This is a genomic window from Janthinobacterium sp. GMG1 (genome assembly GCF_034427795.1).
Taxonomy (GTDB): Bacteria; Pseudomonadota; Gammaproteobacteria; order Burkholderiales; family Burkholderiaceae_D; genus Janthinobacterium.
The window spans coordinates 104,365-123,429 of the sequence record NZ_JAXQNT010000007.1; the positions used below are offsets into that span (position 1 = coordinate 104,365).

17 protein-coding genes and 1 tRNA gene are annotated in these 19,065 nt (G+C 64.9%); 12 read left to right on the plus strand and 6 right to left on the minus strand.

Annotated features, from left to right (window positions below):
• Positions 1–10: 10 nt before the first annotated feature.
• From SJI03_RS18970 to SJI03_RS18980, 3 genes are read right to left on the minus strand one after another with little or no spacing between them, the layout of a single operon-like run.
• Positions 11–1,042 (minus strand): hypothetical protein, encoded by a 1,032-nt coding sequence (locus SJI03_RS18970; RefSeq protein WP_322428211.1) that lies wholly within the window; start codon positions 1,040–1,042, stop codon positions 11–13.
• On the minus strand, positions 1,039–1,776 hold the full coding sequence (locus SJI03_RS18975; protein WP_322428212.1) for an aspartyl/asparaginyl beta-hydroxylase domain-containing protein: 738 nt from the start codon (positions 1,774–1,776) through the stop codon (positions 1,039–1,041). The genes SJI03_RS18970 and SJI03_RS18975 overlap by 4 nt, the downstream gene beginning before the upstream one ends.
• Positions 1,761–2,249, minus strand: a complete 489-nt coding sequence (locus tag SJI03_RS18980) for a GNAT family N-acetyltransferase (protein ID WP_322428213.1) — start codon at positions 2,247–2,249, stop codon at positions 1,761–1,763. Before SJI03_RS18980 ends, SJI03_RS18975 begins: the two co-directional genes overlap by 16 nt.
• A gap of 150 nt (positions 2,250–2,399) precedes the next feature.
• Here SJI03_RS18980 and SJI03_RS18985 point away from each other — a divergent pair, with 150 nt between their 5' ends.
• The 6 genes from SJI03_RS18985 to SJI03_RS19010 all read left to right on the plus strand — a co-directional run bounded on the left by SJI03_RS18985 (position 2,400) and on the right by SJI03_RS19010 (position 9,226).
• Positions 2,400–3,416: a hypothetical protein gene (locus tag SJI03_RS18985; RefSeq protein WP_322428214.1), complete on the plus strand. Its 1,017-nt coding sequence runs from the start codon at positions 2,400–2,402 to the stop codon at positions 3,414–3,416.
• A gap of 122 nt (positions 3,417–3,538) precedes the next feature.
• The gene (locus SJI03_RS18990) at positions 3,539–4,198 is read left to right on the plus strand and encodes a sugar dehydrogenase complex small subunit (RefSeq protein ID WP_322428215.1); all 660 of its coding nucleotides are present in this window, start codon (positions 3,539–3,541) and stop codon (positions 4,196–4,198) included.
• Entirely contained in the window at positions 4,195–5,853 is a 1,659-nt protein-coding gene (locus tag SJI03_RS18995) for a GMC family oxidoreductase (RefSeq protein WP_322428216.1), read from the plus strand. The genes SJI03_RS18990 and SJI03_RS18995 overlap by 4 nt, the downstream gene beginning before the upstream one ends.
• A complete protein-coding gene (locus tag SJI03_RS19000) occupies positions 5,850–7,310 on the plus strand; it encodes a c-type cytochrome (RefSeq protein WP_322428217.1) in 1,461 nt (486 codons plus the stop codon). The genes SJI03_RS18995 and SJI03_RS19000 overlap by 4 nt, the downstream gene beginning before the upstream one ends.
• 140 nt (positions 7,311–7,450) lie before the next feature.
• Complete coding sequence (locus tag SJI03_RS19005) at positions 7,451–7,852, plus strand: GtrA family protein (RefSeq protein ID WP_322428218.1); 402 nt, start codon at positions 7,451–7,453, stop codon at positions 7,850–7,852.
• A 75-nt stretch (positions 7,853–7,927) separates the two neighbouring features.
• Entirely contained in the window at positions 7,928–9,226 is a 1,299-nt protein-coding gene (locus tag SJI03_RS19010; RefSeq protein WP_035820652.1) for an NCS2 family permease, read from the plus strand.
• An 82-nt stretch (positions 9,227–9,308) separates the two neighbouring features.
• On the opposite strand, the gene SJI03_RS19015 is transcribed toward SJI03_RS19010, so the two are convergent.
• Positions 9,309–10,016, minus strand: coding sequence for a GntR family transcriptional regulator (locus SJI03_RS19015; RefSeq protein WP_416208769.1), 708 nt, complete (start codon positions 10,014–10,016; stop codon positions 9,309–9,311).
• A gap of 280 nt (positions 10,017–10,296) precedes the next feature.
• On the opposite strand from SJI03_RS19015, the gene SJI03_RS19020 reads away from it, so the two are divergent.
• A tRNA-Asn gene (locus SJI03_RS19020) sits at positions 10,297–10,372 on the plus strand.
• A gap of 120 nt (positions 10,373–10,492) precedes the next feature.
• Here SJI03_RS19020 and SJI03_RS19025 read toward each other — a convergent pair.
• Positions 10,493–10,876 (minus strand): hypothetical protein, encoded by a 384-nt coding sequence (locus tag SJI03_RS19025; RefSeq protein WP_233516153.1) that lies wholly within the window; start codon positions 10,874–10,876, stop codon positions 10,493–10,495.
• Between the two features lie 337 nt (positions 10,877–11,213).
• On the opposite strand from SJI03_RS19025, the gene SJI03_RS19030 reads away from it, so the two are divergent.
• Both SJI03_RS19030 and SJI03_RS19035 read left to right on the plus strand, forming a co-directional pair.
• On the plus strand, positions 11,214–12,008 hold the full coding sequence (locus SJI03_RS19030) for an alpha/beta hydrolase (protein ID WP_322428219.1): 795 nt from the start codon (positions 11,214–11,216) through the stop codon (positions 12,006–12,008).
• Positions 12,002–12,379: a VOC family protein gene (locus SJI03_RS19035; protein WP_035820641.1), complete on the plus strand. Its 378-nt coding sequence runs from the start codon at positions 12,002–12,004 to the stop codon at positions 12,377–12,379. The genes SJI03_RS19030 and SJI03_RS19035 overlap by 7 nt, the downstream gene beginning before the upstream one ends.
• Before the next feature lie 16 nt (positions 12,380–12,395).
• Here SJI03_RS19035 and SJI03_RS19040 read toward each other — a convergent pair whose 3' ends face one another.
• On the minus strand, positions 12,396–13,073 hold the full coding sequence (locus tag SJI03_RS19040; protein ID WP_322428220.1) for a hypothetical protein: 678 nt from the start codon (positions 13,071–13,073) through the stop codon (positions 12,396–12,398).
• 139 nt (positions 13,074–13,212) lie between these two features.
• On the opposite strand from SJI03_RS19040, the gene SJI03_RS19045 reads away from it, so the two are divergent.
• The 3 genes from SJI03_RS19045 to tagF all read left to right on the plus strand — a co-directional run bounded on the left by SJI03_RS19045 (position 13,213) and on the right by tagF (position 19,056).
• The gene (locus SJI03_RS19045) at positions 13,213–14,052 is read left to right on the plus strand and encodes a M15 family metallopeptidase (RefSeq protein WP_322428221.1); all 840 of its coding nucleotides are present in this window, start codon (positions 13,213–13,215) and stop codon (positions 14,050–14,052) included.
• Positions 14,053–14,269: 217 nt separating this feature from the next.
• Complete coding sequence (gene tssM, locus SJI03_RS19050; RefSeq protein WP_322428222.1) at positions 14,270–18,079, plus strand: type VI secretion system membrane subunit TssM; 3,810 nt, start codon at positions 14,270–14,272, stop codon at positions 18,077–18,079.
• Positions 18,076–19,056, plus strand: coding sequence for a type VI secretion system-associated protein TagF (gene tagF, locus SJI03_RS19055; protein ID WP_322428223.1), 981 nt, complete (start codon positions 18,076–18,078; stop codon positions 19,054–19,056). Before tssM ends, tagF begins: the two co-directional genes overlap by 4 nt.
• The last annotated feature ends 9 nt before the right edge of the window (positions 19,057–19,065 follow it).

A 19,065-nucleotide genomic window follows, 5' to 3' on the forward strand; every position in this document is an offset into this window, starting at 1 on the left:
TTCATAGAAATCATTGGCCTTGCCTTGCAGGCAGCCGCAACGCTTCCAGCGCCAGATAGCCGGGCTGTAACTGCGCGGCGATGGCAGCCAGGCCGTCTGTTGCTGGCACGGGCGGATCGCCGTGGTAAGCCGTGCCGTACTTTGCATGCACACCGCCTTGCGCGTGCATCGCTTGCAATTGCGCCGCCGTGGAGGTGATGCCGAAACGGGCCAGCAAATCGCTGAACACGATGTCTGGCAATTGCTTGTAGTTAATTAACTGCAGCTGGCCTGCGGCAGCATGAGGCAGGGCGGCGTCGAACAGGCTGGCCAGCACGAGGCCCGTGTAGCCATCGATATCGCCCGGCGTCAGCAGGTGCGCGGGCAGCGGCAGCTGTGCCGGATGCAGCATGCCGGGCACCATTTGCGGTCCGCGCTGGCGCTGGTGCGAGGCCAGCACGGCCAGCGGTTCGCGGTAGACGAACAGGCAGGGCGTGCCGGGAAACGCTTGCCGCAGCAAGTCCAGGCTGTGGATGTGCCAGCAGTCGAACTTGATGATGAAATGCGTCTCGTCGCCCGAGCGGCGCCGGCCGAGGGCCAGGATGGCCTGGCGCAGCAGGGCGATGCTGTCGCTGCCCGCCATGCCATCGTGATGCAGCCGCAGCAGCGAATCGATGACGGGCGGCTCGGACATGACGATGCATTGCGGCAGGGATGCCAGCAACTGGCTCAGCAGGGTTGAGCCGCAGCGCGAGACGTGGAAGATGAAGGCGTCGGGCGCCAGGCCATCGCCCAGCGTGGCCACCATGGCCAGCGCCGCCAGCGGCGTGCGGCAGACGCGGCGCTCCTCGTGCGGCTGGCGCGCCAGGGTGTTGACAAAAAAGGCGTCGTTGAAAGGTGTTTTTCCCAGGTGGCGCCAGCACATGGTGGCGTCCGCCAATGTTTCGCCACGCTCCACGTACAGCGGATACCAGCCGCGCAGATCCATGCCCTCGTGCCACGTCACCGTCTCGCCCCTGGCCAGCAGACGTTCCTGCTGCGCAAGGCCCGGCGCGGCGCTCACGGGGCGACCCCGTCTGCCAAGGCAGACAGTTGGCTTGCCAAGGCCAGGCTGGCAGGCGAGGGCGACAGTCGCAGCTGGGCGATGACGGCCCGCACATTGCCATCGTTGATGCAGGGATCGCCATATTTTGGGGCCGCTTTCGGCACGAAGCCGGCCGAGGCGAACAGCGCTTCGAGCCAGGCATTGGTGACGCAGTCGAGCACGAGGTGGATGCGCGGCGCCGTGCCCTGGTTGTGCACCGCGTGCAGGCAGCTGGCGTCCATGTACCAGGCGTGGCCGGCCGTAAAGTGCACGCTCTCGCCATCGATGGTAAACAACACCTGTGGCGAAGTGTGGATGGGGATGTGGATGCGGATCAAGCCATCGGCCAGCGACGTGCCGGCGTCGCGGTGCGCGCGGATGACGGCGCCCGGCGCCAGGGCCATCAGGCGCGCGGCGCGGATATCGCAGGCGAAGCTGGCGAGCACTTCGCGCAGGCCGGGACAGCGCGCCAGCTGCGGCGTGGCGGCGTAGGCGGCGCCATCGACGGGCATGATGTCGCCGGCTGCTCCGTCAGGCGAGCGCAGCGGCACGCAGCTCCAGCCGTTTTCATAGGCGCCCGTGTTGAAATGGCTGATCCACTCGCTGGTGGAGAACTGGTCGCTGTCGCCTTGCATGCGCGCCACGTCGAAGCGCAGCGGCAGTTGCAGCCAGGTGCTGGGGGTATTTTGCGCCGGCACTAGGGTGCGCTCCATTCCAGTTGCTCCTGGACGTCGTTTTCCCCGCGCAGGCGAAAGCCCAGCCGCTGGTACAGCGCGCGCGCGGCGGTGTTGCTTTTGTTGACGGCTAGGTGGAGGTGTAATTGCTCCGCACTGGCTTGCGCCTGCAGGCCGCGCAGCACGGCGCTGCCGGCGCCCTGGCCTTGCGCGGCAGGCAGGATGGCGATGTCGACCAGGTGCAGCACCTGATCCTGGCGCTCCAGGACCAGGCGGCCGATGGGGATAGTGCCGTGCTGCAGCACCAGGTATACGGCGTGCGGATACGCCTGGCGGTAACCGTGGCTTTGCATGCGGCGCTGCATGGCGATCAGCTGTTCGATGACGGCGGGCTCGGCCGGCATCTGGCGCAAGTCGTCGCGCGTGGAGCTGTACAGCGCGGCGGCAAAGCCATCGTCGTCGTCGCGCTGGACGCGCAACTGGTAGGGGGCGGAAAGCGGTAAGTTGTGCATCGGTGCTCCGGCAGGTTGTGGCAAATGCGCAGGCGTGTATTTATTTGCTATGCTGCCAATTTTTCCGCGTACTTGCAATCATTTCAAGGAAGCCGCCATGCATTCTGTCTTTATCCTGCCTTATCCGTGGAGTGATGCGTGGAGTTGCGCGTGACTTCGGCGCGAGCGGAACTGGCCGCCATCGCGGCCGCGCTGTGCGATCCGCGGCGTTCCCTGGCCAGCCTGGTCGGCGAAACGGTGCAATTGCGCCAGCTCGTCGAGCGCCATTCGCGCCTGTCCATGGACCGGCAGGACGGCTTGCGCGATGGCGAGAGTTTTCTTCCCAGCGGCTGGGCCATCTCGCCCGTGCAGGCGGGACTGTGCGCGCGCGAGCCCTACCGCAGCGCTGCCTTCATCCAGGGCCTGGCGCTGGCCGTGCGCGAGCGCCTGGACGTGAGCGGCGGGCGGCCCGTACGCGTGCTGTATGCGGGTTGCGGCCCGTTCGCCCTGCTGGCCTTGCCGGTGATGGCCTTGCTCGATGCGAAGCAGGTGCAGTTTGCCATCCTCGACGTGCACGCGGAGACGCTGGCGTATGCGCGCGAGCTGATTGCAGTCCTGGGCCTGGACGGCCATGTGACGGACTACCTTTGCGCCGACGCGGCCGCCTATCAAATGCCTGCCGGCGCCACACCGGATGTGATCGTCAGCGAAACCATGAATACGGCGCTGGGCAAGGAGCCGCAGGTAGCCATCCTGCGCAATCTGCACGCGCAAGCGCCTGCGGCGGCGCTGTTGCCGGCGGCCGTCACCGTGCACCTGGGCCTGGACCGGCGCGCGCCGGGCGAACCGTGCACCGACTGGGGCCGCGTGTTTGCACTCGATGCGGACGCCTTGCGCACTTGGCAGGGTGAGCCGGGCGACAGTTTGCCGGCCGCCAGCATCCGCCTGCCCGACGTGCTGGAACAGGCGCCGCGCTTGCTGACGCGCATCCGCGTGCATGGCGACATCGTTCTGGGCGACCATGAGTGCAGCCTGAACCTTCCACTGCCCTTGCCGGGCAAGCCAAGTCTGCCTGGCGGCAGCGTGCTCGACTTCCATTACCGCCTGGGCGGCCAGCCGGGACTGGCGTTTTGCCTGCGCGAAACGCCTGCATCCCTGCAGGCATTGCACCAGCCAGTGCCTCAGTAGTAGTACTACATTGGCAGACTATTTACTTCTGTAGGATAATATGGAACCGGTTCCATTTATGCGCAAATGCAATGTGGCGCAATCATCGAAGTCAATAAAACAACAAGTCTTGCGGGAGTCTCATGAACCATCCAGGCACTGAACCATCTGCAACATCCGCTTCATCCCTTCCCCGTATCAGCCGCCGCCACGCCCTGATTGGCCTGGCCGCCTTGCTGGCGCAGGCCGGTTTCTGGAGCAATCCCCTGTCCGCCGCCATGCAGGCGCCGGCCAGCGTTCCCGCGACGGGCGTGGTGTCCGCCACCATGCTGTTCTATACCTTGTCGCAAACCATCACGGGCCACCGCGACCTGTCCACCGCGACGGCGGCGCGCATGGAACAAGCCATGCGCAGCAACGTGCCCGGCTTCGCCGAGCGCTTGCCGCAACTGGGCGCGCTGCTCGTCACGGGCCAGGAAGCCAAGGCCTTGCTGGCGGCCGCCACCGCCGCGGATGCCGGCTTGCGCGAGCTGGCGCTGGCCATCGTCGCCGCCTGGTACACGGGCACTGTCGCCGGCAACGCGGCGCAGGGCACGAAATCCATCGTAGTCGCCTACGCCGAGGCCTTGATGTACCGCACGGTGGCCGATGGCCAGGTCGTGCCCACGTATTGCAATTACGGCCCCCTGTGGTGGTTGAAGGCGCCGCCGGCCGTGCGCGTCTCCGCGCCCGTGGCGCCAAAACCTGTACCGGCCCCGGCCACCACCGGCACTCCCGAAACGAAAGGCAAGCAAGCAAAATGAAATCACCCCAATTCAAGAGTAATGGCGACGTCGTCGCCGATGTCGTCATCGTCGGCACCGGCGTTGTCGGCGCCATGATGGCCGACCAGCTGGCTGCGCAGGGTCACTCCGTGATCATGCTGGAAGCGGGCCTGCGCATCGAGCGCGGGCAAGCCGTGGAAAACTGGCGCAACATGCCGTTCGAAAACCGCGTCGGTTCCGACTTCCAGGGCCTGTATCCGCAGGCCGAGAATGCGCCCGCGCCCCTGTATTTCCCGAAGAATAATTACGTGGAAGTGTCTGGCCCCAACGGCAGCAGTTTTCAGCAGGGCTATCTGCGCACGGTGGGCGGCACGACCTGGCACTGGGCCGCGTCGTGCTGGCGCCACTTGCCATCCGACATGCGCATGAAGAGCGATTACGGGGTAGGGCGCGACTGGGCCATTTCCTATGACGAGCTGGAACCGTACTATTGCCGCGCCGAGCAGGAAATGGGCGTGGCCGGCCCCAACGATCCGGCGCTGCAATCGCCGAGCGAGCGCAGTGCGCCATACCCGATGGACATGGTGCCCTGGGGCTATGGCGACAAGCGTTTCGCCGAAGTGGTCAACCCGCACGGCTACCGCTCCGTGCCGATCCCGCAAGGCCGCTCGACGCGCCCGTGGCAGGGCCGTCCGACTTGCTGCGGCAACAACAATTGCCAGCCGATCTGCCCCATCGGCGCCATGTACAACGGCATCCACCACGTGGAGCGGGCCGAGCTGAAAGGCGCCGGCGTATTGGCCGAGGCCGTCGTCTACCGCATCGATACGGATCAGAACAACCGCGTCACCGCCGTGCACTGGTACGACGCCAAGAAGCAGTCGCACATGGCGACCGGCAAGGCTTTCGTGATCGCATGCAACGGCATCGAGACGCCGCGCCTGTTGTTGCTGGCGGCGAACCAGAACAATCCGAACGGCATCGCCAACAGTTCGGACCAGGTGGGCCGCAACATGATGGACCACTCGGGTTTCCACTGTACCTTCCTCGCCAATGAGCCGATCTGGACGGGCCGTGGCCCGGCGCAGAGCAGCTGCCTGGTGGGACCGCGCGACGGCGCCTTCCGCGCGCAGTATTCGGCCAACAAGATGATTCTGAACAATATCACTCGGGTGGGGCCTGCTACCCAGCAGTCGTTGAAGCTGGGGCTGGTAGGCAAGGATCTCGACGACGAGATCCGCCGCCGCGCCGCGTTCGGTGTGGACTTGTCGATCAGCCTGGAACCGCTGCCCGAGGCGCACAACCGTTTGACCTTGAGCAAGACGCGCAAGGATCCGCTGGGCCTGGCCTGTCCCGACATTTACTATGACGTGGGCGATTACGTGCGCGATGGCGCGAAGGCCGCGCATGCACAGCTCAAGCACATCGGCAAGCTGTTTGGCGCCGTGGAATTCCATATCACCGACAGCCTGAACGCGAATAACCACATCATGGGCGGCGTCATCATGGGTTCGAATCGTCTTGACTCCGTGGTCGACGGCAATTGCCGTGCCCACGATCACGCCAACCTGTGGCTGCCGGGCGGCGGCGCCATGCCGTCGGCCAGCGTCGTCAACACCACCCTCAGCATGGCCGCGCTCGGCTTGCGCGCGGCAGACGACATCGCCCGCACCCTGGCAAGGGAGGCCGCATGATGCGCCGTTTATTCCTGAGCCTGGCTTTGGCAGCTAGCTTGCCGCTGGCCGCGTACGCCGTGCCACCTGTTCCTCCCGTCACCCTGACGCCGGACCGCCCGGCCGCACCCGTGGCCGCCAAGCCCGATGCGCGCCTCGAACGGGGCCGCTACCTGGCCATCGCCGCCGACTGCATGGCGTGCCATACGGCTGCGGGCGGCAAGCCGTATGCGGGCGGCTACGCCATCGATTCGCCGCTGGGCACGATCTACGCGACGAACATCACGCCATCGAAAACAGGCGGCATCGGGCATTACAGCGAAGCGGATTTTGCGCGCGCCCTGCGCGAAGGCGTGCGCGCCGATGGCAGCCATTTGTATCCGGCCATGCCCTACACCAGCTATGCGCAGCTGACGGATGCGGATGTGGGCGACCTGTATTACTACTTCATGCAGGCCGTCAAGCCCGTCGATGCGCCGGCGCGCCAGACGGCCCTGCCATTCCCGTTCAATGTGCGCCTGTCCATGCTGGGCTGGAATACCTTGTTCCTCGACAATAAACGCTTTGTGCCTGATCCAACGAAGAGCGCGCAGATCAACCGGGGCGCTTATTTGGCCGAAGGCCTGGCGCACTGCAGCGCCTGCCACACGCCGCGCAACGCGCTGATGGCGGAGATCGGCAGCCAGACCCTGGCCGGCGCCTCGCTCGGTTCCTGGCATGCGCCGAATATCACGTCCGACAAGGTCAGCGGCATCGGCGCCTGGACGGATGCCGAACTCACGGCTTACCTGAAGACGGGCCACGTGGAAGGCAAGGGGCAGGCGGCGGGCGGCATGGCCGAAGCCATCCAGAACAGCCTGCAATTTCTGCGCGACGATGACGTGGCCGCCATCGTTGCCTGGCTGCGTACGGTGCCGCCCGTGCGCGCGCCGGGCCAGACGAAGGCTGCCTTCAGCCATGGCAGCGCCGCCAGCGAAGAACCGCTGCTGCGGGGCATGGCCAGTTCCACCGAGCATCATTCACTGAACAGCGGTGCCGTGCTGTTTTCCGGCTATTGCGCCAGCTGCCATTCGGCCAGCGGCGCCGGCAGCACGGGCCAGGCGTATCCGGCCCTGTTCAAGAACACGGCGACGGGCGGCAGCACGCCGGCCAACCTGGTGTCGGCCATCCTGTTTGGCGTCGAGCGCAAGATCGAAGGGGAGGAGCACGAAGCGTTCATGCCCCGTTTCGACCAGCGTTCCTACGTGCAACCCTTGACGGACGAGCAGATCGCCTCGATTGCCAATTATGTGCTGAAACAGTATGGCAACCCGGATGTGTCCGTCACGCCCGCATATGTGGCGCAGGCGCGCAGCGGCGGCGAGAAACCCGTGCTGGCACGTGCTCAGCCGTTCATGCTGCCGGGCGGCATCGTGGGCATCTTGCTGCTGATCGCGCTGTTTGTGTGGCTGCGCCGGCGCCGCCAGCGCAGAGGATGAACGCTGAAACGACGGCGAATATGAACGTTGGGCGCAACTTGCAGTAAAATGCAGGCTGAAAAATGGTTACGAGCAATCGTAGCCATTTTTTATTCTGGCACTATCCTGGCGAGTGTGTTCGCCTTATTTTAAAATTGACAATGTCCCATTCCCTGCATCACCAATTTTTACGTTTCGCCGCCGTCGGCGCTTCCGGCACGGCCGTGCAATACAGCGTGCTGTGGGGCGGCGTGGAATGGGCCGGCATCAGCGCCGCCGCCGCGTCCGGCATCGGCTACATCCTCGGTTCCGTCGTCAACTACCTCCTCAATTACTTTTTCACGTTTAAAAGCGACAAGGGCCATGGCGAGGCGGCAAGTAAATATTTCACCTTGCTGGGCATCGGCTGGTGCATCAATACAGGCCTGATGTGGCTGCTGGTACACCAGTTGGGCTGGTATTACTGGCTGGCGCAGGTGTTGGCGACGGGCATCGGGCTGGTCTGGAATTTCGCGGGCAGCCGCTGGTGGGCCTTCAAGCCGGCTAGCGCACCGACCAAATAACTGGTTATTGCAAGAAAAAAAGATGCGTCTTGGCCAAGACCAGGCGCGCGGTTTTACCAATACAAGGGGTTAATCATGCAGTTCCTGGAACGCTATTTCAAACTGAAGGACAACGGAACCAATGTGCGCACGGAGCTGCTGGCTGGCCTGACCACGTTCCTGACGATGGCCTACATCATCTTCGTCAACCCGTCCATCCTCGGCGACGCGGGCATGCCGAAAGACTCCGTTTTCGTTGCCACTTGCCTGGCGGCCGCCATCGGCACCCTGATCATGGGCCTGTACGCGAACTACCCGATCGCGCTGGCGCCGGGGATGGGCTTGAATGCGTACTTTTCGTACACGGTGGTCAAGGGCATGGGCATGAGTTGGGAAGTGGCGCTGGGCGCCGTCTTCATTTCCGGCTGCCTGTTCATCCTGGTGAGCCTGTTCAAGGTGCGCGAGATGATCATCAACAGCATTCCGCCCGCGCTGCGCACGGCCATCACGGTCGGTATCGGCCTGTTCCTGGCGATCATTTCGCTGAAAAGCGCCGGTATCGTGGTGTCGAACCCGGCCACCATCATCGCCCTGGGCGACTTGCACCAGGCGGCGCCCATCCTGGCCATCCTCGGCTTTTTCATCATCGTCGCGCTGGACCGCCTGAAAGTGCCGGGCGCCATCCTGATCGGCATTCTCACTATCACGATTGCCAGCTTCTTCTTTGGAGGCAACCAGTTCAACGGCATCGTCTCGGCGCCGCCCGCCATCGAGCCGACCCTGTTCAAGCTCGACATCATGGGCGCTCTGTCGATCGGCATCGTCAACGTGGTGCTGGTGTTTTTCCTGGTCGAACTGTTTGACGCGACGGGCACTCTGATGGGCGTGGCCAACCGCGCCGGCTTGCTGAAAGACGGCAAGATGGAGCGCATGAACAAGGCCTTGCTGGCTGACAGCACGGCGATTGCCGCCGGCGCCTGCCTGGGCACGTCGAGCACCACGGCCTTCGTCGAAAGCGCGGCCGGCGTGCAAGCGGGCGGACGCACGGGCTTGACGGCCGTGGCCGTCGCGCTGCTGTTCCTGGGCAGCCTGTTCTTCGCCCCGCTGGCACACACGGTGCCGCCGTACGCGACGGCGCCCGCGCTGCTGTACGTGGCCTGCCTGATGCTGCGCGAACTGACCTTCATCGACTGGGATGACAGCACGGAAAGCATTCCCGCCGCCATCACGGCCTTGATGATGCCGTTTACCTATTCCGTGGCCAGCGGCGTCGCGTTCGGTTTCATCACCTATGCTGTATTGAAGCTGTTGACGGGCAAGGGCAAGCAGGTATCCGTGGTGGCTTACATCATCGCCGCCATCTTCCTGTTCAAGTTTATTTACCTGGGTGAGTAGCGTGGGCGAATAGCGCGTTTGCCGCCGCATGCGACAAGGCCGCCCGTGCATCCGCACCGGCGGCCTTTTTTGATGGCGCCGCCTACATCAGCAGCGCCGCCACCAGGTCTTTCTTGGCGTCGCCGGCGCTGCCGTCGAAGCGCAGGGCCGCTTCCACATGCGACAGATGTTCGACCATCAGGCGCGCGGCAAGATCCGCGTCGCCGCTGCGCGCCGCCTCGAGAAAGCGCCCGTGCTCGTCGTACGAGCAGGCGGCGGCGTCGCCCGACTGGTACAGCATGGTGATGAGCGAGCTGCGGCCCACCAGTTCGCGCACGATGTCGCGCAGCACGGCGTTGCCGGCGATATCGGCCAGCAAGACGTGGAAGTCGCCCAGCAGTTGCGAGCGCAGCGGCGTCGCTTGCGCCAGCGCCAGGCGTTCCGCTTTCAGGTGGCGCTCCAGCATCCTGTAGTCGGCAGCTTTGGCCCGCGCGACGAATTCGCGTGCCAGGGCCGCTTCGATGATGCGCCGCGCGGCAAAGATGTCGCGCGCCTCTGTCTCGGTCGGCTGGCTGACGAAGGCGCCCTTGTCGGGCACCATGCGTATGAGTTTGTCCTTCGAGAGTATGAGCAGGGCGGCGCGGATCTTGGTGCGGCTGACGCCGTACAGCCGGCACAGCGCCTCTTCGCGCAGCCGCGTGCCAGGCGGCAATTGGCGCGCCACGATGGCGGCCGCCATATGCTTGGCAATTTCCGCCGAGCTATCGCCGCTGCCGGCTTTGTCCACCAAGGTTGCGCTTGATTCTGTCATGTCGGGTGAGAGCAGTAAGCCAGGGGCAAGGTGACCTTGCAAGCGCATGTCCGCGCGGCGGCGTGGTTGACGCCCCGCTGCCGGCATGCCGTTATGCGCCTTGCATATCAGCAAGGCCTGGCTATTCTACTATCTTGCGTGGCGCCGCGCAGACGGCCCCTGCCACATTGCGAGGCTCGCCCGCCGGTGGCCTGTTTTGCTGGCCATGCAGCAACCATGCAGCAACCATGCAGCAACAACTGGACACGAGAAATTTTGACGTATATAATTCGGCCTCCTTTCCCTGATAGCTCAGTTGGTAGAGCGACGGACTGTTAATCCGCAGGTCCCTGGTTCGAGTCCAGGTCGGGGAGCCAGAACAAGCAGCAGCAAAGGGCCACGTGGCAACACGTGGCCCTTTTGTCATGCGCGCACGGTTTCTCATTCACGCCAGTCATCGCTTCAGTGCGTCAGCGACGTGCACGGTGTTTCCCGGATCAGGGATCGACAAACACGTCGAAACGCACCTTGAGCGGGCTGCCCCACGAGATATCCACCCAGGCACGGAAGCCGCCGTTATAGGGCGCGATGTTGTACACGGCCATGCGGGCGGCGCCGATGAAACGGTCCTGGGGCGTCGCGGCATACTCGCTGATGTTGAGCAGCACGCGCGAGTTGGCTTTCACGTTGGCGTTGGCGAAGTTGACCGAAGGATTCACGCCATTGGCCGTCCACGTGTAGTAGGTGGTGAAGGCGGCGGCGCTCAGGTTCAGGTCCTGTGCGGCCGCGCCTTTCGCGGCTTGGCCGTCCTGCTCCAGAGGCAGATCGGTGGTTTCCGGCGCCAGGTTGCTGCCGGTGCGATGTTCTACTTTCATTTCCATGATGTACTCCTGATCGATAGTTTGGACGCCGCGCCTGTCGTCGTGCGGCAAGACGCCCTATCTGTTGCCGTGACGGCCAGTGTCACGTCCTGGCTGATAAGGTAGCCGCCTGCTCCATGCTGTTGGAGTAATTCATTCTAGGCGTACACAGGGGACGAATGCGCGCGGCGCCACCGGAAAAACGGCGCTTGCTTGTGCTGGCGCAAACACCTTGCAGGCAGGCGGCAGGATCTTTTCTCGCAGGCTATTTTTATGGGGCGCCACGCATGCCGCGCAGGACAATGGCACAATAGGCCCAGCCGACCTGTCGATGCGGAACCCGTTGCGAGCCTAGCCCATGCCGATACTAAACCTGAGTGCCGAAACCGATATCTATTACGAATTGATCGAAGGCGACCCCGCCAAGCCCTGCCTGGTATTCCTGCACGAGGGACTCGGTTGCTGTGCGATGTGGAAAGATTTCCCCGCGCTGCTATGCCAGGCGACAGGGTGCCGCGGCTTGCTGTATGACCGTCATGGCTATGGGCAGTCGTCGCCGCTGGCGGCGCGGCGCCAGCTCCACTACTTGCACGACTATGCGCTGTGCGAGCTGCCGCAGGTGCTGGCCGCACTGTTGCCGGGACAGGATCATTTTCTCGTCGGCCACTCGGACGGCGGCAGCATCGCCCTGATTTATGCGGCGCAGCAGCCGCCGCGTTTGCGCGGCATCATCACCGAAGCGGCGCACGTGTTTGTCGAGGATATCACGCTTGACGGCATCCGCGTGGCGGACGCGGCGTTTGGCGCGGGCAAGTTGCGCGCGCTGGCGAAATACCATGGCGACAAGACGGAAACCATCTTCAAGGCCTGGTCGGATACATGGCTCAGCTATGGCTTCCAGTTCTGGAATATCGAGTATCTGCTGCCCTCCATTGAATGCCCGGCGCTGGTGCTGCAGGGCAGCGAGGACCAGTACGGCAGCGCGGCCCAGGTCGACACGATCGTGGCGCAGGCGCTCAACGCTGTGCCCGCCATGGTCGAACAGTGCGGCCATACGCCGCACCAGGAGCAGCCGCAGGCATTGCTGGCGCTGATGGAAGGCTTTTTGCAAGGCCGCATGGACGCGGCCACTCACCCGAGAAATATATGCTAGACCACCTTGATCACCTCGTATTGACCACCCGCGACAAGCCGGCCTGCATCGATTTCTATACGCGCGTGCTGGGCATGCAACTGGAAACGTTTGGTGCCGGCCGTCATGCCTTCAAGTTTGGCGCGCAAAAAATCAATCTGCATGAAGCCGGCAAGGAATTCCTGCCCAAGGCGGACGTGCCCACGCCCGGCTCGCTGGATCTGTGCTTCATCGCCGCCGTGCCGCTCGACGTGTTCATCGCCCACCTGGCGGCGCTGGGCATTGCCATCGAGGAAGGACCGGTGGCCCGCACGGGCGCCAATTGGCCCATCCGCTCTGTCTATCTGCGCGACCCGGACCGCAACCTGATCGAAGTGTCCGAGCGCGCCTGAGGTTCGTCAATGCTCATCAATGGCAGGCGGGATCGCTGTCCCAGCGGCCCGAGCAGATGCGCGAGCGGCACAGCATGCCTTCGATCAGGCCCAGCTGCTGACAGCGTTGCAACAGTTCTGCCGTCTCTTCTTCCTGCCTGCGCAGCACCACGTCGCGCACGGGCGTCGTCGTGCCTTCTTGCCGGTGCGCATGGGCCACCATCGCCGTCAGCAGGGTGACGTCGCTGTCGCCGGGTGCGGCAGCCGGCCTTGTCCCCTGTGGCCGCACGTTTGCCGGGCGCACGGGCGGCGGCGCCTTGCGCGGCGCGCTCGCGGCTGCCACCTCGGGCAAGGATGGTGCCGCCGTATTGACGATGGTGGCCGCCTGCGCCGGGTGTTGCAGCACCGTTGACGCCGGCATTGCGGGCGCAGCCATGGCGATGGCGGGTGCCGGCGGCAGGGGCAGGGGCAGGGGCTGAACCTCCGTATCGTAGGCGAGTACGGCCGAGACCAGCACCGCCAGGCACAGCGCGGCAGCGGCCCAGTGCCGCCAGCCGGGGCGCCAGCGCAGGGCCGGCATGGATGCGGGCGCGGCGATGCCATGTTCGAGCTGCGACAGGATGCCCTTGCCTTCGATGCGCGCACCAGCGGCGCCGGCTTTGCTCAGCAGGTTGGGACCGCGCCCCTGGCCATCCCCGGTTTTCAGTAAAGACAAAATATCACCTCCGCAGTGGATCAAATTCGACTGACCTTGATGTAAACCGCGCTCATGCGGGCCGCGGACGCCTACGATCTAGCGATACCGCCGAGCAATGGATTGCCCGGTCCCGCCGATTCCCGTCACGGAGCGCCCCATGTTCGTCGCCCTGGTCCTGATGTATTTCCTGTTGGCCTGTTTTGCCTGCTGGCTGCTGCTGTTTCCCGGCGGCCGCGCCATCGTGCTGCACACGCTCGTCAACCTGGGCTGGCGCGTGCAGCGGCGCGCGCAGCATTTGAAGGGCGGCAGCGGCGCGCAGTGGCAGCGCGTGCAACGGCACACGGGCTCGGGCATGGCGCGCGCCTGGCAGCTGCTGTGGCGGTATCGCTGGTTGAGTCTGGCCGGCAGCGTGCTGGTCATCGTGCCGCCGCTGCTGGCCTGGCTGTCCAGCGACCGCATTGCCCTGCGCGGCTATGCCGATCAGCAACACGTCATCAACGACCAGGTCAGCGACTTGCTGAAAGGCGAGCAGCTGGTGCCGCCGCCAACTCTGCCGCCGCTGCTGTTTTCCACGGCGGAAGTAACGCAGCTGCGTCCGCTGCTGGGCGGCGCCAGCCGCAACTGGCAATTGCTCGACCACGATTTCGCGCAGCGTTTGCTGCTGGTGTTCAGGATCATGAAAGACGTGCATGGCTATGACATGGTCTTGCTGGAAGGCTATCGCAGCCCCGCGCGCCAGGATCAACTGGCGGCGGCCGGCCCGAACGTGACGAACGCGAGGGCGTTTCAAAGCTATCACCAGTATGGCCTGGCGGCCGATTGCGCATTCATGCATGAAGGAAAGCTCATCATTTCTGAAAAAAATGCCTGGGCCATGCGCGGCTACCGTTTATATGGCGTGACGGCCGAATCGGTGGGCCTGCGCTGGGGCGGGCGCTGGACCATGATGGATTTTGGCCACACGGAATTGCCGCAACCGCGCGTGCTGGGCAAGTAAGCCGCGCCAGCCATTCTAGCGCCGGGTCGGGGTCTGAATTTCACCGCTGCAAACTTGCTTGCGCAGCGTCAAGGGCACACCGGCAACTGCCGCGCGCTGGCGCCTGGTACTTGTCATATGTCAACAAAGGCGCGCCGCATTGCTGTCAGCATGGGCCGACTCCGCCTTACTGCGCGGCGGCGCTCCTCCTGCTTTGCGACCTTACCCTGGGCTCATCATGCTGCGACGACTCTGGCATTTCCTCATCGACAGCCGCCATCTGACCATACTCGGCTTCGTGGCGCTGGCCGTGTTCCTGTACCTGGGTGCCGAGGTGCTGGAAGTGGCGCTGATCTGGGCACTGGTCTTGCTGCTGCTGGCCTTTCTTACCTGGCTGGGCCTGTGGCTGTGGCGCCGGCGCCGCGCGCGGCGCGATGCGCAGGCGCTGGGCCAGGCCATCCTCAACGAGGCCGAGATTGCCGCCGCGCAAGCGGCCTCGGGGTCCACGGCCAGCAGTCCGCAGCAGGGTGAACTCGGCGCCGTGCGCACGGGCATGCTGGCCGCCATCGAGACCATCAAGACATCCAAGCTGGGCCTCAAGTCGGGCGCCGCCGCCCTGTACGAATTGCCGTGGTACATGATCATCGGCAATCCGGCCGCCGGCAAGAGCAGCGCCATCCTGCATTCGGGCCTGCAATTCCCTTTCGCCGACGGCAAGGTCGTGCAAGGCGTGGGCGGCACGCGCAACTGCGACTGGTTTTTCACCACGGACGGCATCGTGCTCGACACGGCAGGGCGCTATTGCGTCGTCGACGAGCACCGCGGCGAATGGTTCGGCTTTCTCGACCTGCTGAAAAAATACCGGCGCAAGGCGCCCGTCAACGGCATCCTCATCGCCGTCAGCATCGCCGAATTGAACGGCGACCCTGACGTTGGCATGCAACTGGCGCGCAGCCTGCGCAAGCGCGTGCAAGATGTCATCGAACGCCTGGAAGTGTTCGCGCCGCTGTACATCGTGTTCACCAAGGCGGATCTGATCGCCGGCTTCACGGAGTTTTTCGCGGATGCCGAGCGCAGCGAGCGCGAGCGCGTCTGGGGCGCCACCATGCCCTACCAGCGCAAGCTGCCGACGGCCGACTTGCTGGCGTTTTTCGACCAGAGTTTCGATGAATTGCACGACGGCTTGACAGAGCTGAGCCTGGCCAATATGGCGCACCGGCAACGCAAGACGATGGCGCCCGGTGTATTTACTTTTCCGTTGGAATTTGCCGCCATCAAGCCGGCCCTGCGCGCCTTCATCGCCACCTTGTTCGAGGAAAACCCGTTCCAGTTCCAGCCCGTGTTCCGCGGCTTTTACTTCACCAGCGCGCTGCAGGAGGGCGAGCCCGTCAGTGCCTCCTCGCAGCAGGTGGCGCGCCGCTTCGACCTGGCCTTTGCACCGGCCCCGGCCGCCGCGTCATCGGGTGTGCGCCAGCACGGCTATTTCCTGCTGGAGTTGTTCCGCAAGGTCATTTTTGCCGACAAGCACCTGGTAGCCAACTATGCCAACCGCGCCAGGCTGCGCTTCAAATATGCCGTGTTCTTTGCCGCCACCGTGTCGCTGGGCACTTGCCTGGGCGGCTGGAGCTGGTCCTATCTGGGTAACCGGCAACTGGTGGCCAACGTCGAGGCCGATTTAACTAAAGTGGTGAAGCTGCAGGAGCGGCGCCTGGACTTGCAGTCGCGCCTGGAAGCGCTTGAAATATTGCAGGACCGCATCGAGCAGCTGGAAACGTACCGCACGCAACGGCCGTGGTCCTTGCGCCTGGGCCTGTACCAGGGCGAACTGCTTGAACGCAAGCTGCGCGAGGAGTATTTTGCCGGCGCGCGCCAGGTCATGCTGACCCCCGTGGCGGGTGCGCTGGAAGCCCTGCTGTTTGAAATGAACGCCAGCGCCGACCAGTTGCAGCCCGCGGCGCGCACGCCGCAGACGCCGGCCGCCGCATCCTCTGCGCCACGCAATGTCCAGTACCAGGCGGCCAGCGCGACGAATGTGGAAGACGCCTACAACGCGCTGAAAACCTATCTGATGCTGGCCGATAAATCGCATGCGGAAAGCAGCCACCTGAACGACCAGCTGACGCGTTTCTGGCGCGCCTGGCTGGAGGGCAACCGGGGCGCCATGCCGCGCGAACAGATGATACGCAGCGCCGAGCGGCTGCTGACGTTTTACCTGGCGCAGATCGGCGACCCGTCCTGGCCGCGCATCGAGCAAAAGCTGGCGCTGGTCGACCAGGCGCGCGAAAACCTGCGCCGCGTGGTGCGCGGCATGCCGGCGCGCGAGCGCGTGTATGCCGACGTCAAGGCGCGCGCCTCGACGCGTTTTCCCGGCATGACGGTGGCGCGCATCGTCGGCGAGCAGGATCAGGCGCTGCTGGCGGGCAGTTACGCCGTCTCCGGCGCCTTTACACGCCAGGCCTGGGAAAAGTTCGTCGAGGGCGCCTTTCGCGACGCCGCCAACCGCGAGCTGCAAAGCGCCGACTGGGTGCTGAAAAGCGCTTCCACCGACGACCTGACCCTGGAAGGCAGTCCGGAGCAGATCGAGAAAAACCTGGTGGCCATGTACAAGGCCGACTACGCGCGCGAGTGGCAAAAATTCGTGCAGGGCGTGGCCGTCGCGGACCTGAAAGGTTTTGACGGCGCCGTGCAGGCGATGAACCGCCTGGGCGACCCGCAGTCGTCGCCGATCGCCAAGCTGCTGACGACCATTTACGCGGAAACTTCGTGGGACAACCCGGCCTTGCAGAACGCGCAATTGCGCAAGGCGGAACGGGGCATCGTCGCCTGGTTCAAGGAAACCGTGCTGCGCCGCGCGCCGTCGCAACTGACGGCCAATCCCGGTCTCAATGCGCAGATCGACCCGGCCCGCCTGGACAAGCCCATGGGGCCCGTGGGGCGCGAATTTGCCGGCGTGGGCAAGCTGGTGTCGGCCCGGGACAACAATGCCTCGCTGATGCGCGCCTACCTGGAAGCGCTGTCGAAACTGCGCAGCCGCCTGAACCAGCTGAAGAACCAGGGTGACGCGGGACCGGGCGCGCGCCAGTTCATGCAGCAGACCCTGGAGGGTAGCGGTTCCGAGCTGGCCGACGCCCTGAAGCTGGTCGACGAGCAGGTGCTCACGGGGATGAGCGACGCGCAAAAGCAGGCGATACGCCCCATCCTCGTGCGCCCGCTGATGCAGACCTTTGCCGTCATCGTCGCGCCGGCCGAACTCGATATCAACAAGACCTGGGCGGCGCAGGTGTATGAACCGTTCCAGAAATCGCTGGCCAACAAATATCCGTTTGCGCCCACGGCGCGCATCGAGGCGAGCAACCTGGAAATCGGCCAGTTCTTCGGCCCCGAAGGCCTGGTGGCGAAATTCGTCACGACGTCGATGGGACCACTGGTGGTGCGGCGCGGTGACGTGCTGGCGCCGCGCACCTGGGCCGACATGGGCATCAGCCTGTCGCCGCAGGTGGTGGCGCGTTTCCCCGGCTGGATCGCGCCGCTGGGCGCGGGCGGCGTGGCGGCCACCTCGACGGCGGCGCAAACCGTCTTCCAGATCCAGCCGTCGCCCGCGCCGGGCACCCTGGAATACACGGTGGAGATCGACGGCCAGCAGCTGCGTTACCGCAACACCCCGGCGCAGTGGACGAACATGGTCCATCCCGGCCCGCAAGGCGCGGCGGGCGCCCAGGGCGCGCGCATCACGGCCGTCACCTTCGACGGACGCACGGTGGAACTGTTCAACGAGCCGGGGCAATTCGGCTTGAAGCGCATGATCGACGCGGCGGCCAAGAAGCGCAAGGAGGGCGGCGTGTTCGAACTGCGCTGGGCGCGCGGCGAGGTGGCCGTGGCGGTCGACCTGAAAATCACCAGTAGCGCCGAAACCTCGGGCGCGGGATCCGTCACGGCGCTGCAGGAGCAGGGCTTTCGCGGCATGCAGCTGCCCGAGACCATCGTCGGCATGCCGGGCGGGCCTGTGCCAGTCGTCGCTGCAGTTGCGGCAAACGGGGTGGCGCCATGATGCGCGCGCAACAGCAGGTGCGCCTCGGTTACTTTGGCAAGATCCCCGCGCGCGGGGACTTCATCAAGGCTTGCGACAATCACGCGCTGGTGCAGCTGCTCGACGACTGGCTGGCGCAGGTGATGACGGCACTGACGGTGGAACCGCGCTGGAAGCTCAATTACGACGCCTTGCCGCCGCTGCGCTTTGCCTTTGTCGGCACGCGCAGCCGGCGCGCCATCGCCGGGCGCCTGGAAGCGAGCAACGACCAGTCGCTGCGACGTTTTCCCTTCATGGCCATGGGCGCGCTGGAAGTCGATGACGCCGAAGCCTTTGTCGCCTGCAGCCCGCTGGCGCTGGCGCCCCTGTGGCAGCGCGTGGAGCAGCTGTCGCACGGCATCGTGGCCAGCGCCGAACCGGGGCCGGCGTTGCTGGCGCTGGCCGGCAACGTGGTCGACATCGAACCGGCCGCACCGGATCACGCGGCGCGGCTGGTTGCCTTTTTGCAGGCGCAGACCGTGCATGGCCTGCAAACGCTGCTCGCTTCGCCCACCTTCCCCGTGACGGTGCGCGAATTGCTGCTGGGCCTGGGCCTGCTGCTGCAGCCCGTGCGCCAGAGCGGCTTGCCGCGCCTGGAAAAAAGCCTGGTGCTGCCGCTGCCGCAGGACGCGCAGCTGCGCGACCTGGTGGCCAGCTTCTGGCTGCATCTGATTGCGCCCTTCCTGCGCCAGGCCGATTTCGAACTGGCGCTGTTCTTTTCCCACCTCGACGAGGCGCCCGTGCTGGTGATCGGGTTTTGCGGCGCCGACCCGCATGGCTTGCGCGCGCTGATCGATCCGCAGGCCGGCTGCGAACGGCTGATCGTGTTCGACCAGCTGGACTGGGTCGAGGAGCAGCTGGGACACGATGCGGCGCTGCGCCAGTTGTCCGCCTGCCTGCAGCAAGAGCAGCTGTCGTTGCGCTCGGCCTGCGCCATGTTTGCCGATACCTTTGTCTGAAGGATTGCG

Bases quoted from the DNA above. Each gene is read 5' to 3' on its own strand.
- SJI03_RS19000 (WP_322428217.1), top strand. From the start codon at position 5,850: ATGATGCGCCGTTTATTCCTGAGCCTGGCTTTGGCAGCTAGCTTGCCG.
- SJI03_RS19035 (WP_035820641.1), top strand. From the start codon at position 12,002: ATGCTAGACCACCTTGATCACCTCGTATTGACCACCCGCGACAAGCCG.
- tagF (WP_322428223.1), top strand. From the start codon at position 18,076: ATGATGCGCGCGCAACAGCAGGTGCGCCTCGGTTACTTTGGCAAGATC.
- SJI03_RS19010 (WP_035820652.1), top strand. From the start codon at position 7,928: ATGCAGTTCCTGGAACGCTATTTCAAACTGAAGGACAACGGAACCAAT.
- SJI03_RS18975 (WP_322428212.1), bottom strand. From the start codon at position 1,776: ATGGAGCGCACCCTAGTGCCGGCGCAAAATACCCCCAGCACCTGGCTG.
- SJI03_RS19015 (WP_416208769.1), bottom strand. From the start codon at position 10,016: ATGACAGAATCAAGCGCAACCTTGGTGGACAAAGCCGGCAGCGGCGAT.
- SJI03_RS18980 (WP_322428213.1), bottom strand. From the start codon at position 2,249: ATGCACAACTTACCGCTTTCCGCCCCCTACCAGTTGCGCGTCCAGCGC.
- SJI03_RS19005 (WP_322428218.1), top strand. From the start codon at position 7,451: ATGTCCCATTCCCTGCATCACCAATTTTTACGTTTCGCCGCCGTCGGC.
- SJI03_RS18995 (WP_322428216.1), top strand. From the start codon at position 4,195: ATGAAATCACCCCAATTCAAGAGTAATGGCGACGTCGTCGCCGATGTC.
- SJI03_RS19045 (WP_322428221.1), top strand. From the start codon at position 13,213: ATGTTCGTCGCCCTGGTCCTGATGTATTTCCTGTTGGCCTGTTTTGCC.
- tssM (WP_322428222.1), top strand. From the start codon at position 14,270: ATGCTGCGACGACTCTGGCATTTCCTCATCGACAGCCGCCATCTGACC.
- SJI03_RS18990 (WP_322428215.1), top strand. From the start codon at position 3,539: ATGAACCATCCAGGCACTGAACCATCTGCAACATCCGCTTCATCCCTT.
- SJI03_RS19030 (WP_322428219.1), top strand. From the start codon at position 11,214: ATGCCGATACTAAACCTGAGTGCCGAAACCGATATCTATTACGAATTG.
- SJI03_RS19025 (WP_233516153.1), bottom strand. From the start codon at position 10,876: ATGGAAATGAAAGTAGAACATCGCACCGGCAGCAACCTGGCGCCGGAA.